Genomic DNA, 12,850 nt, shown 5'->3' with positions numbered 1-12,850 from the left:
CAAAGATTTTTGTCAAACATTTACACTTATCTTCGCTGAATAAGTTCAGGTCCTGTGACCACGAGTCAGACAAAGTTAGCGTGCTTTATTAGTGATTAAGTAAACTCTACCGTTTATCGCCATGTAAAAATACTGAAAATGTGAATCTAATGGCTTTTTCGTTTAAAAAACTGAGTTTTCAACGTTTTTACGCACTGATACAGTGAGGTGAGCCAGTCTTTTCTGAGTAATCTCAGCATGTACAGTGAGTAGCTGTGGTTCGACAGAGAGCGTTTATACTGGCTGTCTCCGCCCATAAAATCATACCGTTTGAAGGCCTGTTTAGCATAGTGGCTGATAGCATAGGTATGAATCACTAAGCCTGGTTGAAAGCGGTTCGAGGATTCTATGTAATTTATCCCTGACAAGTAAAAATAGACCTTATCATTGCAAAGCAGGTTGTAGGTGTATCCAATACACTGTTTGCCAGCGTAAAAACCTAAAATATTACAGCGCGGATCGTCAGAGTCTGACTGCATCAAAGCCTGATGAAATGCGACAAAATCCGGATTGCTAAAACCACTTCCCTGAGGATCTTCCTTCCAGCGCTGTAAGTGAAATGCGCTCATTTCACGGAGTATCTCAGCCGGCGGGTTGGGGCCAAAATCGCGAACAGTAATGTCGCCGTAGTGTGCCTGCAAGTACTTAATAGCCCGTCGTATACGACTGCGTGTGTTCCCTGAACAACTGGCAAGAAAACTATCTTTATCTGCAAACGTTGGACTAAGCAATACAGCGTACCCGGGGATACTGGTCGAATCGCAATAAAAGCCCGGGTGCGCTAACCAGGGGGCAGGTGATGAGGTTATTTCCAGTCGCCAGTCACGGGCGTTCTTTTTGCACCAGTCCAATACCAGTGTTACTGCTTCCTGATGCCACTGAGGCTCCGCCAGCAGGTCGTTAAACTCTATCCAGATTTGGTCGCGAGTAGGATCACCGGTTTTATTAAACCAACCACAAGTGAAAGGGGAATGGATCCCCTGAGAGGGGGTGATTACGGCAAAAACCGATGCCACCAGATTGTCACCATCAAAACATTGTAACCAGACTGGCTGTTTATCCTGGTTTTGCTTCAGCCAGGGCAGTAGCCAGAATGGTTGGATAAAAGGGGGCGGCGCAGGTAGACGGGCTGCCAATGCCTTAGTGGCAAAGGCAACCTCTTGCAGTTCAAAAGTATGTTGAACGACCAGGCGTAATTGCATTCCTTACAGTGACCGTTATTCTTGCTCTTCGAGCTGTTTCAGCAATGCCTTATGCATAGATTTTTGTGCCGGGGTCGTTGGATAAATACGTCCTAACATATTTTTCGCCCTGACTTTGTCGCCATCAAGAATAAGGGCTTCTGCTGCGTGTAACTGAATTTCTTTGTTATTTGCTGCTTTGCCCAGCGCCTTCTCGATGTAACTACGACCTTGTTTTACATCACCTGTCTTGATCAAAACATATCCCAATGTATCCAGGGCAAACTCGGATTCCGGCGCCTGACTAAAAGCCGCTTTGGCAGCGGCAAGCGCTTTGTCGTAATTGCCAAGTTGAGTATGAACGCCTGCTATATTATTCAGGGCTGCAAAATCATTGGGCTTTTCAGTCAGAATGCGCTCGTACATCGAAATGGCTTCATTGAGGAATCCATTGGCTGAGGCATACTCGGCTGTTACAAATTTGTAGAGTGTATTGTCCGGGGCTTTATCCACTTCCGTTTGCAGGTAGCCTAAACCCGTTTTAGGGTCTTTGGCACCGGCCAGCGCGAAAGCCAGTAGTCTTGAAACAGCAAATCCCGGATTATTTTCATAAGAAGCAGTGAGCAATTTTACGGCGTCAGGGTAGCGTTTTTCGTTAAGTGCTAATAAACCCCGGGTATGTGCCAGAGCAGCTAGTTCACTGCCGTCTTCTTCCAGAATTGAGATAGCCCGTTTTGACTGAGCAAAACGTCCGGTGGAAGCCGCTAAATGCGCTTCTAATAATACAAGACGTTTATCATTAGGGAAGTAGGTACGCGCTTGCTGGGTCGTTTCCATTGCCCCGTCGAAATTATTCATAAACTGGTAGGTTGAGATAAGACGATACCAACCGCGTCTGTCAGTAGGGAACTTATCAGTCCAATCCTTATAGGTTTCAATGGCCTGGCCAAAATCGCCCTTTTCTACATAGGCATCACCGAGTGCCTGATAGATGCCAAAGTTTTGTGGGTCTTCAACCTTCTTCATTAAACTAATGGCTTTGTCGGGTTTGTCTGCCCGCAAGTAAATAAACGCCAGTGCTGATACAGGGGCGGTTGCATCCGGGTATGCCTTTATTCGCTTCGTCAGATATTCTTCTAATTCAGACTCCTGACCCTGACCGATTTTAATGTTCACAACATCAATCAGGTTTTGCAGGTCATTCGGGGTCAGCGCTAGCAGCCTCTCGGCATACTCCATGGCCTCTTTAAACTTATCCTGGCGGGCATTGCCAATCATCATGTATCGCAGTGCTGCGGTATTTTCAGGGTCGTATTTCAATACCTGGCTAAAATGCCTGCTCGCTTCTGTTTCCTGCTCATCACGTAGATAAAGAATGCCTTTCAGAAACTCGCCGTTGATTGGACTTAACTCGCCCCATTGGTCAGCAATGGCTAATGCTGACGCCAAACCGCTTTCTTCATACTTTGCCTGAGCCAGTAATACCCAGGCTTCGCTTAGATTTGGGTCGATATCGAGGGCTTTTGCCAGAGAATCCACGGCAGAGGCCTGGTTATCATCGAGTAGAATGAAACCTTCGCGAAGCAGACTAACCGGATTATTAGGATCAAGCGATCTGGCTTTCGACAAGTAACGCTCAGATTCAGCGCGTTGTCCTTTCTGTAGTTTTTGCAATGCGGCGAGACTGTAAATTTCTGCACCTTGACCGGGCTCAATGCTGAGTCCATCAAGGCTGCTTGCGACGTCCTCTACATAACCCAGTTCCAATTTCACTTGTGCAAGTAGGCGGTGCGTTGGATGACTTGGAGGCAAAGTACTTGCCGCGGTGTTAAGGTAACGGAGCGCACTCTCCAGGCGACCCGTGCGGTAAGCACTGGTACCTGCAACAAAACTGGCTAATGCCGGTTTTGCGTCATTCTGCAGAGCAACGTTAGCCAGTTGAAGCGCTTGTTCGTAATTATCCTGATAAAAGTAGACCAAAGATTTTAAATAATTCGCATGGCCACTATTAGGATTGAGTTGCAGCAAACGCTCAATTTGCTCATCGGCACGCGTTAACTGCTTGTCTTCTATAAGTTGCTCCGCGAGTAAAAATCGCGCAACGTGATAAGACGGATAAATGTCGAGGGCTTCATTAAAAGCAATGATCGCGTTGACATGATCGTATTGCAAAGAGTGAATCATGCCCTTAAGTATTAGCTTTTCAAACGGTTCAATCGAAGGCGTAGTAAATTTTTGCGTGATGTTCAGTGCGACCGCTGGATTGCCTTGCTCCAGCGTTTGATACGACTGCGCAATAAGTAGCTCTTCTTGCTTGAGTGACTCTGCGGGAATAACCGGGTCCTGCTCACCGCTTTTGAGTTTGGAAAGGTATTCAAACAACGCCAGCGTGCTTGTTACCTGAGCATCCTGTATTTCAGGTTTGGACTCCAGTTCCATGAGAACACGGTCGAAATCGTTTTGGTAAAAAATCGAACGGATCAGAATAGGGTAAGCGTCGACGACGGGATAACTCAAGTCTAATGCGCGCCGGATTTCTTTTTCCGACTCTTCCCAAAGACCTTGTTCGAATTCCAGGCGTCCTAATTGAAAGCGAGCTTCAGCGTTATTTGGCTCCGTAATGACAGCGTTTTTTAACTCAACGATGGCTGCCACTTTTTCACCTTCTGCCACAAGTTGCATGGCATTGGCTATTTGTTCTTCTGCTGACTTTGGTGTACAGGCTGTCAAAGCGACGGTTAACCAAAGTGCACTAAGGCGTTTCATTTGCATCCTTTCCTCTCACTACAACTATCTTTACAACATCTCTCAAGATATCAGTTTGGATGTGGGCTGGCTATAGGCACGCTGTGAATGGTCACTGCCAAGCCGTAAAATTCAACCTGCACGAAAGCTTAAGCCTCACTGGCATCATATTTTCCGGGCGACAGAATGTTATTGGGGTCCACTGCTTTTTTTATTACATCGACAGACTGCCAAAACGGCGTTTGTTTATCCAGCCGGGCTTGTTCTGTTACTGGTAGCCTGTAAGGTACAAATCCTTGTTCACAGCCTTCATCGATAAGTGCCCGCAGACAAGCGTGCGCTTTCTCGACTTGTACCGGGTCACGCTTGTCAAAAACGAGAGGAACGGTGGAGTCGATACAGTCGTGTTTTAGGTTTGTAAAGGTAATAAACGGGTCCAAGTCATAAGCTAACATGGTACGGCGCACAAATTCGACAAAACCCGATAACGTCTTAGGGTTCATAGCAATTAGCGGAGCGTACCAAAGTAAGCCACATTCATCATCGGCAGGGTGAAGCAGGTTAGACTTGTCTGGTTGCTTGGTTGGATTTCGCCAATAAGGTAGGGGTAATGCTACCTGATTGGGTTTGCCCAACATAATTTCGACCCCTTCCTGTAGCGAAGACAACTGGGTTTTTATATCTTTAAAGGCGGGTAAGAAATCGAGCGGCAATGTCGCGAACCGGCGCGCAAACTTGAGTAGTAAAGAGTCTGAAAATAACACTTTACCCAAAGGGCGGGCATGGTGCTTGATGTACTTCTTTACGTAGTTGACGACAGGCTGGTCACCGTAAATCGAGCCCACTATCATCCATTCTGGCAGTCGTTTGGAGGCCGCAAGCGAATTTACCTGCTCATCGGTTAACGGCATTATTGGGGTATCATGCATATTGGGGTTCTGACATGTCATCGACACCAACCGTCGCTTATCCATCAGGTTAATTGATCCGACTAAGCCTGATTGAGACTCCAACAAAGTTCGAATGAAATTAACGCTGTCTTCGAAGTTGTCACCATCAAAAATCTGAATGTAAAACGCACTAAATGCGTTGGGCTTCCTGGCCAGACGAACTGTCATTTCTGTAACGATACCCAAATTACTCTGGGTGAACAGGCCATCAATGTAGGGCCCCAGGCCCCACTTGAACGTTTTGTCGATAAAGTCTTCAGACGTCTTATCAAGAGCAGATACGGCGGAAGCGTATTCTTGCTCACAGAGATTAGGGTGAGGTAAGAACCCTTTGAGCGCGGTACAGGCATAGAAATGGTCTGTATGTGGTGTTATTCCATATCCGCGTTCTAAGGCGTTGCTGAGTGCGCTACAAGTCGGGCCTGCACCAGTCACCGGTACCATGTGAGGCCATTCGTTTTCTTGTAAATAGTCGTACAGCATTTGTTGAGTGACCCCAGGTTCAACCGTAATAAGGCCTAGTTCTTTGCTGGTGGGGGATATTTTACAAAGACCGGATAAATCCAGTAACACGACCGGACGGTCTGCGCTATCGCGGGTTATAGAGCCATAGCCCCAGTTCTTATTGGAACTTACCGGGTGAACTGCAAAATTAAGAGAATTGGCCAGCGATAACACCAGTGGAATAACGCGCTTATGGTGTACTTTAATTGCACCCGTTAAAAGCTGTTTGTCGCTGAATGTTGTGCCGCCATAGGCATCGATAGCATGACTAGCAGGCAACAGCGTGATGTCGTCATGTGAATCAAAGTGCGCTTTGAGTGTTTGGTGTATATCCATAAAAAACGGTTAGTTGTTCCTAATACACTTACTATAGCTATTTTTTACTAAAAACAAAAAAAGCCGGCAATATGCCGGCTTAAAGATTTGAAACTTTCTCTGCGAATTAACGCTTCAATCGAGAACGAAGGCCTAGCGCAACTAAGCCGAAGGCAAAGAGAGCTAAACCTGTTGGCGCTGGCACCGGAATTTCACGTGTGCTCAAGCCAATAACAATGTTATCGAATTCACCTGCGATACCGCTGGTGTCAATAACCAGGGTGTCGAACTGCTCGGCAATTGAGAAAGCAATGTTCACGTATGCATTTGATGCAGGGCTGGACTGGTTACCTGATTGTCCGCCCAGAGCAGATAGCAACTGAGTACCGGTAATTTGTGTTACCAGATTGCCGTCTGAATAAAATTTAAAGTCATTGTAAGTGTCTACTGAGCCCCAATAGAAACCAAGGTAAGTAATGCCCAGTAACGTATTTGAGTTCAGTGTGGTTGTAAAATAAGCCAACAGATCGTTGTAGTCGAACGTAATACTCGACGTACCTGAACCATTGTTTGTTACGTAACCATAACAAGTTGTGTCATTTGCAGGAGCTGCAGCAACGTTATTCTGCGTGCCTTTGCGGATACCGACTTCAGTTGGGTTTGCTGTAACGTCAACACCAATTGGACCTGCATTTAAGCTGTTTACAGCACATTCGCTTTCAAAGCCTGGTGTTGTATAGGCAGTTGACCCCGGGAATGAAGGATCGCCGGTTGCAACATCGAAGGTTTCGATAAAGTAGCCGGAAAGACCACCTGTAATCGGGTCGATAAACGAACTGGTAAGGCCGGAATTATCACTCGCAGCGACACCGCCGAAAGTAATAGACGCTGCATTTGCAACATTTGTTGAACCCAGTACTACCGCAGCGGTTAGTGAAAGGGCTTTTGTAAAGCTCGAAAATTTGTTCATTTTACTGTCCCCTGTAAAAAAGAAAGTTTCAATGAACAATAAAGCATCAAATATGCCAAAAAATAAACAACCGATTTATCAATGAGTTGTAATTGGAGGGAGGAAGCGTACAACTTAAGTTGTAAAAAAAACCGGCACTAGGCCGGTTTTTTTGTGCGGTAAACTTTCTGCTTCGTTATTTTTTCAAACGAGAGCGTAGGCCCAATGCGATCAGACCGAAAGCGAACAGTGCCAGACCTGTTGGAGCAGGAACTGGGATTTCGCGAGTACTCAGACCAACAACGATGTTGTCGAACTCACCTGCAATGCCGCTGGTTTTGATAACCAGAGTATCGAATTGCTCCGCGATAGAGAAATCGATGTTTACATAAACGTTTGAGCTAGGTGAAGACTGGTTACCAGACGTTACACTGTTCACAAGTTGTGAACCAGTGATAGAGGTTACCAGGTTACCGTCTGAATAGAACTCAAAATCATTGTAAGTGTCTACTGAACCCCAGTAGAAACCAAGATAAGTAATACCCAGCAGAGTGTTTGAGCTGTACAGAGTAGTGTAGAAGCTTAACAGCTGGTTGTAATCGAAAACGGTAGTAGCAACGCCTGAACCGTTGTTAGTCAGGTAACCATAACAGGTAGTATCGTTAGCAGGTGCTGCCGCTACATTAGGAACAGAACCTTGACGAATACCAACTTCTGAAGTGTTCGCAGTAACAACAACGCCAGCAGGGCCGCCGTTCGCACTGTTTACAGCACACTGTTGATCGAAGCCTGGGTCGTTATATGCAGTTGAACCTGCAAATCCTGTGGTGTTTGTTGCTTGGTCAAAAGATTCGATGAAGTAATCTTGTTGGCCACCAGTCAGTGGGTCAATGAATGAGCTGGTTAAACCAGAACCATCATTCGCAGTCACGCCACCGAAAGTAATGTTCGCAGCCTGAGTGCTAGAAGCAAAAGCTAAAGCAACCGTCAATGGCAACGCTTTTGATAAAATTGATAATGCTTTCATTTGTACTGTCCTCTAAAAATTGAAAGTTACCGCACGAACAGTAAAGCACTTTGTGTGCCATAATTGAAAAGTGCTTATTTTACATTGGCTTAAGGTGATTTGGTGTTTTCAGGATAGTATTGGTGTAAAGTTTTTCGACATGGGTGTCAGCGTTTTGAATTTACCTGCTTGTGGCGGGAAAAAGCGGTTTAAAAAGCAACAAACCGCTATTTACATTTTATTTTAAATTGAGGTTGTACATTTATTGAACGATACATTCATGCGTCGTGCTGGATTTGCTTGTTGACCTGACTCTGAATGTCCTTAAGCATATACTTAAAACCTGGTGTCAGGTTTTTTAACAGTAGCTCAGCGTTAATATAATACGGCGCTCGTTGTCCATGGTAGTCAATCGTAGGACCGATCTGAACGAACTTAATGCCTATAAAACGCATGCTTCTTGCTAGTCGTGGTTCCATCATTACAAATGCATGACGAATGCCTTGACTCAATGCTAAAGAGGCAGCGGTTAGATATAGACCAATGGCAATAAACGGGAAGCAACGCAATTCCTTTTCTGAGTAAGTTGTTTCATTGATGGCACCGGTTGCTGCACCAGCAAATTTATCCATTGCACGTCGTCTGAATTGTGCAGGTACTGCCAGTCGGGAAATTTCGCAGATTTCCTCACGCTTAAAATGCGATGGGGTAAATTCAGGGTGTGAAATTGAGTGTAAACAAAATTTTTCGAGAGGAAGCAGCTCGCCTTCGTTTTTGGGCGTGACTAATCGAACTGTACCCGCATAGGCCTGTGTATTAAGGTGTTGAATCATGCAGTATTGGGACCACGCATCGAAATCGTCGGTCTCCTTACCATCCTCTCTGACGGGTTCAAAGGCAAGCTCTTCACAATATACGTTGTGACGAATTTTATACACTTCTTCGCACAGTTCTTCATTAGAAGCAATAACAGGCGTGAGGAATGTCGAAAAGTGCTTAGAAATTGCGTCAGCTTCCCGCAAACGCTTATAAGCCTGCCATAATTTACCGATTTTTTGGCTTGTACTCTTAAACACAAACTACCTCTGACGTCGTCCCACCGCATGTGTGGCATCTAAAATTTGGACTCGGTTAGCATGTAACCATCCATAGTTAAATAATAGTAGCACTCTTTTTGAACAAGTAGATAAAAATCATTCTTATACTTAGGGCGCGTTTACCTTGTCCTACTATGTTTATCGCGTGTAATTACATTTACTTGAACGAACAATTGCATGTGCGTCTACTCGGCTCGCAAATGCTCAAATAGCAAGCCAAAATATTCATACAGCGCCCTTTCTGTATTTTGTATGCTGTTTAAAGAAGGGATGTTGAGCGTGATATCAAACGCCGGCGGACTTAGGTGCTCTACAGGAACAGGAGTAAGCTTTGAGAAACCAATTCGCTGTGCAAGCAGCATGAGTCTTTTCATGTGGGTGGCTGAAGTAATGACGGCAATAGGTTGATCACCCGTAAATGCATAGAGTGCCGATAACTCCTCTTCTGTATTCGTGCCAATAGAAAGCGCAATAACAGGACTGTCCGTTAACGTTTGCGTAAAGCGTTTTGCTTGTTCTGCGTAGTCCGTGTTGACGTCTTCCAAAAAATGCCCTGCGGACACGATAATGGGTTTGCCACTTATACGGGCCATCATCGCTGTCTGTGTCAGTCTGGTTAGTGAACACCTGGGCCACTGGCTGACTTCGACGGTATCGACGTCGTAAAAATAGCAACCCGGTGTGTAGAGGTACCGGGCATTTTGCCAGGCCTCATCTTTGAGCGTAATGGGGGGGTAAGCATATTCCAGTGGCCGTAATATTGCGTTACTGAAAACGAATTGGCTACACAGCAACAGCCAGACGACACCTAATCCCACTAAACCAGCACCGAAACGCTTCTTCGGCTGTTTTAAATGGCATAAGGCGCCGATTATGCATACTATGAAGGACATCACCAGAGGTGAGAGCACTAGCTTGACAGTATATTTTATGAAGCTTATCGCAAGCGATTCCATGCGGTAATACCTGAATAATCCGTGCTATCATCCTTACTAAAACTGACAGGACTTGCAATGAAGAGATTGTGTTTTTTTCTATTATTTCTCAGTTTTGTTGCCAATGGGCAGGATGCTATTAACTGGGTAAGTGTCATTCAGAAGGTAAAACCCTCCGTGGTTGGTATTGGCCTGCACACGCCAATGAATGCGCCTTCAAACCAACTACAAGGCACAGGCTTTGTCATTGGTAATGGCAAGTATGTTGCCACCAACTATCACGTGATAGCTGAACCGCTGGATCCGGAAATTGTTCAGTACAGAGCTGTTTTTGTGGGCAATGCAAAAAACACCCGTACACTGCGGGCTGAAGTTGTCGGTATTGATCCGGTCCACGATCTGGCCATCCTGAAAGTAGAGGATGTGCTGACACCGCTGAAAGTCGGGACAGACGAATATGTACCAGAAGGAACCATCATTGGGTTCACCGGCTATCCAATTGGTGCTGTATTGGGTCTGTACCCAGCGACGCACCGTGGCATGGTGGCAGCCGTAACGCCCGATGCTATGCCAGCCTACAACTCAACTCAGCTGTCTATTAATATGCTGGACCGGTTAAAACAAACATTTATGATCTATCAACTGGATGCGACGGCCTATCCGGGCAACAGCGGCAGCGCGATGTATCGCGCCAGCGATGGTGTTGTTATCGGCGTGATGAACAAGGTATTTGTTGCTGAAGGAAAAGAGAATGCGCTGAGCAAACCCTCTGGCATATCTTACGCGATCCCTGTAGTTCACCTGCGTGAATTAGCTGCCAAATATAATATTAATATTTAGAGAGGGCTGGGCTAAAGAATGATTTCAGCCTGGCTCATGTGCGCCTGAATTGTGCTCTGAGCCTCGCCCTTTGCTGCACTATTGGTAAATCGTCACAAAGCATTCATATAGCCTGGCTGGTAATGGTCTCCGAGTTGGTTTATCGTCTGCAAACAATATAGCAACGTTCAGCTGATCCTAATAACAGTGTGAATCTGACGCGTGAATGACAAAGCGGTAACACTGACTTACCACTTATGATATCAGGAGTTTAGAATGAAAGTGCTCGTAACCGGAGCCGCAGGTTTCATTGGCGCTGCAGTAAGTCAGACCCTTGCTGCCCGTGGTGACACGGTAATTGGGATCGATAATCTGAATGATTATTACGACGTCAATTTAAAACTAGCACGTTTAAAACGCCTGGAAGATATTGAGTTTTCCGGCAGTTTTGAGTTTGTGAAACTTGGCGTTGAAGAGCGCGACGGAATGGAAGCCTTGTTCGAGACACAACAATTCGATTGTGTTGTTCATCTGGCAGCACAAGCCGGCGTCCGTTATTCACTGGAAAACCCTCACGCTTACGTCGATGCTAATCTGGTCGGCTTTATGAACATTCTCGAAGGGTGTCGACATAACAAAATTAAACACCTGGTGTATGCGTCATCGAGTTCTGTGTATGGGGCCAATGAAACCATGCCATTCTCGGAGTCACACAATGTCGACCATCCGGTAAGTCTTTATGCGGCCAGTAAAAAAGCCAATGAATTAATGGCGCATACTTACAGCCATTTGTATCAGCTCCCTACCACAGGGTTACGCTTTTTCACCGTGTACGGCCCTTGGGGACGCCCTGATATGGCGCTGTTTAAATTCACGAAAGCCATGCTGGCCGGCGAATCAATTGACGTATACAACTACGGTAATCACCGGCGAGACTTTACATACATCGACGATATTGTTGAAGGCATCATCAGAACATTAGACAACACCGCGACAGGTGATCCCAACTGGCGAGGTAGTGATCCTAACCCGGCTACCAGTAAAGCGCCATTCAGGGTGTATAATATTGGCGCTCAAAACCCGGTCAACTTATTGCATTTCATCGAGACACTGGAAAAGGCATTGGGTGTGAATGCCGACAAACGATTGCTGCCCCTGCAGCCGGGCGATGTGCCTGATACCTATGCCGACGTGTCCCGTTTGGTCGCTGACACGGGTTACCAGCCATCAGTCTCGGTTGAACAAGGAGTTCAATCGTTCGTCGATTGGTATCGTGACTTTTATCAGGTGTAACCTGCGTTAAACGGTTGTCATTACAGGGCGTTCAAGACGCTGTAACTTGGCTGGTAAAAAGTTGATTGCTGTTTGATAGCCCTGCTGAAACAGGGCTTCCTTGTCTGTTTCGTCCATATCAAAGTCCACAGAGGACGCAGAACCCGTATTGATTACCAGTGTGTTGTGCCAGTGTTCGGCGTGCACATACTCCCGTGACAACGCGGTCATAAACGTGCGGATCAGCATGCCAATGTACTGGGGCAAGATAAAGCGCTTGGGATTGAATGGTTGTTCGCGGGCTTCACTGCGCAAGCGAAAACACACATTGGGCGTTCCGTCCCGTTGCCAGTCCTGGAACAAGGCGTCTTCTGCCAGAATAGCACCGTCAACCAGCAGGTGCTTTTCATAAACTTTAAAGCTGAATAACAACGGAATTGACATCGAACAACGCACGGCATGTGATACGCGCATATCGGGGGTATGTTCTTTATTAAAAATGACCGGTCCGCCACCGTTCACATCGGTCGCCAGAATATTGAGTGGGATAGGGGCATCAGCGAACGTCATACCGTCTAACTGCTTGTCCATCCATCTTTCAAACTTGACCCCGGAGGAAAGGCCGCCGTATCTCAGTAATCGCAGAATAGAAAAGTCACGAAACTGTCTGAAGTCAGTGCTGACGGCTAACCGGTACAGATCCTGATTCGACATACCATAGCTGTGAAGGGCCGCGACAATGGATCCTCCGGATATACCCACTAGCGAGGAAAACTCGACGTCGAGATCACTTAGCGCTTTCAAAATGCCAATATGCGCCAGTAACCGTGTACCGCCGCCGGAAAAAATAGGCACAATCTTATTTACTGCTGTCATTCACTCACCCACGTTGGAAGCCTTAATACGCCTGATTAACCTCATCAGTTTGCCATTTAAAAATCAGGGCAGGTCAGGGTAAACGCTGTTGCTCTATTAAAAAGCATATACCAAAAAATGGGTTTATCGAGTTGAAACGCCTAGAAAATACAAAGCGGGCCT

At 46.1% G+C, this 12,850-nt stretch carries 10 protein-coding genes; 2 read left to right on the top strand and 8 right to left on the bottom strand.

The genetic code is table 11. The features are described 5' to 3' along the window. Positions 1-146: 146 nt before the first annotated feature. From BUB81_RS05410 to BUB81_RS05380, 7 genes are all read right to left on the bottom strand, one after another. Positions 147-1,241: a GNAT family N-acetyltransferase gene (locus BUB81_RS05410; RefSeq protein WP_073319469.1), complete on the bottom strand. Its 1,095-nt coding sequence runs from the start codon at positions 1,239-1,241 to the stop codon at positions 147-149. A 15-nt stretch (positions 1,242-1,256) separates the two neighbouring features. Further along, entirely contained in the window at positions 1,257-3,986 is a 2,730-nt protein-coding gene (gene prsT, locus BUB81_RS05405) for an XrtA/PEP-CTERM system TPR-repeat protein PrsT (protein WP_073319466.1), read from the bottom strand. 128 nt (positions 3,987-4,114) lie between these two features. After that, the gene (locus BUB81_RS05400) at positions 4,115-5,755 is read right to left on the bottom strand and encodes an FAD-binding protein (protein ID WP_073319463.1); all 1,641 of its coding nucleotides are present in this window, start codon (positions 5,753-5,755) and stop codon (positions 4,115-4,117) included. 106 nt (positions 5,756-5,861) lie between these two features. Beyond that, positions 5,862-6,704, bottom strand: coding sequence for an Npun_F0296 family exosortase-dependent surface protein (locus BUB81_RS05395; RefSeq protein ID WP_073319460.1), 843 nt, complete (start codon positions 6,702-6,704; stop codon positions 5,862-5,864). A 175-nt stretch (positions 6,705-6,879) separates the two neighbouring features. Beyond that, entirely contained in the window at positions 6,880-7,710 is an 831-nt protein-coding gene (locus tag BUB81_RS05390) for an Npun_F0296 family exosortase-dependent surface protein (protein WP_073319457.1), read from the bottom strand. A gap of 257 nt (positions 7,711-7,967) precedes the next feature. Next, positions 7,968-8,765 carry a PEP-CTERM/exosortase system-associated acyltransferase gene (locus BUB81_RS05385; RefSeq protein ID WP_073319454.1) on the bottom strand — a complete coding sequence of 266 codons (798 nt, stop codon included), beginning with the start codon at positions 8,763-8,765 and terminating at the stop codon, positions 7,968-7,970. 206 nt (positions 8,766-8,971) lie between these two features. Continuing rightward, positions 8,972-9,742 carry a YdcF family protein gene (locus tag BUB81_RS05380; RefSeq protein WP_073319451.1) on the bottom strand — a complete coding sequence of 257 codons (771 nt, stop codon included), beginning with the start codon at positions 9,740-9,742 and terminating at the stop codon, positions 8,972-8,974. 57 nt (positions 9,743-9,799) lie between these two features. On the opposite strand from BUB81_RS05380, the gene BUB81_RS05375 reads away from it, so the two are divergent. Then, on the top strand, positions 9,800-10,561 hold the full coding sequence (locus BUB81_RS05375; RefSeq protein ID WP_073319448.1) for a S1 family peptidase: 762 nt from the start codon (positions 9,800-9,802) through the stop codon (positions 10,559-10,561). Positions 10,562-10,816: 255 nt separating this feature from the next. Further along, positions 10,817-11,833 (top strand): NAD-dependent epimerase, encoded by a 1,017-nt coding sequence (locus tag BUB81_RS05370; protein WP_073319445.1) that lies wholly within the window; start codon positions 10,817-10,819, stop codon positions 11,831-11,833. A gap of 6 nt (positions 11,834-11,839) precedes the next feature. Here the strand turns inward: BUB81_RS05370 and BUB81_RS05365 are convergent, their stop codons facing one another. Continuing rightward, entirely contained in the window at positions 11,840-12,688 is an 849-nt protein-coding gene (locus tag BUB81_RS05365) for a patatin-like phospholipase family protein (RefSeq protein ID WP_073319442.1), read from the bottom strand. Positions 12,689-12,850 lie beyond the last annotated feature (162 nt).

Origin of the sequence: Marisediminitalea aggregata (assembly GCF_900129565.1) — a bacterium.
In the GTDB taxonomy this organism is placed as follows: Bacteria; Pseudomonadota; Gammaproteobacteria; order Enterobacterales; family Alteromonadaceae; genus Alteromonas; species Alteromonas aggregata.
The sequence above is the reverse complement of the archived record's forward strand: the minus strand, read 5'-3'. Positions and strand labels throughout refer to the sequence as shown.

Excerpts from the sequence above, each read along its gene's own strand:
- BUB81_RS05410 (WP_073319469.1), bottom strand. The coding sequence starts at position 1,241 with ATGCAATTACGCCTGGTCGTTCAACATACTTTTGAACTGCAAGAGGTT.
- BUB81_RS05395 (WP_073319460.1), bottom strand. The coding sequence starts at position 6,704 with ATGAACAAATTTTCGAGCTTTACAAAAGCCCTTTCACTAACCGCTGCG.
- BUB81_RS05380 (WP_073319451.1), bottom strand. The coding sequence starts at position 9,742 with ATGGAATCGCTTGCGATAAGCTTCATAAAATATACTGTCAAGCTAGTG.
- prsT (WP_073319466.1), bottom strand. The coding sequence starts at position 3,986 with ATGAAACGCCTTAGTGCACTTTGGTTAACCGTCGCTTTGACAGCCTGT.
- BUB81_RS05365 (WP_073319442.1), bottom strand. The coding sequence starts at position 12,688 with ATGACAGCAGTAAATAAGATTGTGCCTATTTTTTCCGGCGGCGGTACA.
- BUB81_RS05390 (WP_073319457.1), bottom strand. The coding sequence starts at position 7,710 with ATGAAAGCATTATCAATTTTATCAAAAGCGTTGCCATTGACGGTTGCT.
- BUB81_RS05375 (WP_073319448.1), top strand. The coding sequence starts at position 9,800 with ATGAAGAGATTGTGTTTTTTTCTATTATTTCTCAGTTTTGTTGCCAAT.
- BUB81_RS05400 (WP_073319463.1), bottom strand. The coding sequence starts at position 5,755 with ATGGATATACACCAAACACTCAAAGCGCACTTTGATTCACATGACGAC.
- BUB81_RS05370 (WP_073319445.1), top strand. The coding sequence starts at position 10,817 with ATGAAAGTGCTCGTAACCGGAGCCGCAGGTTTCATTGGCGCTGCAGTA.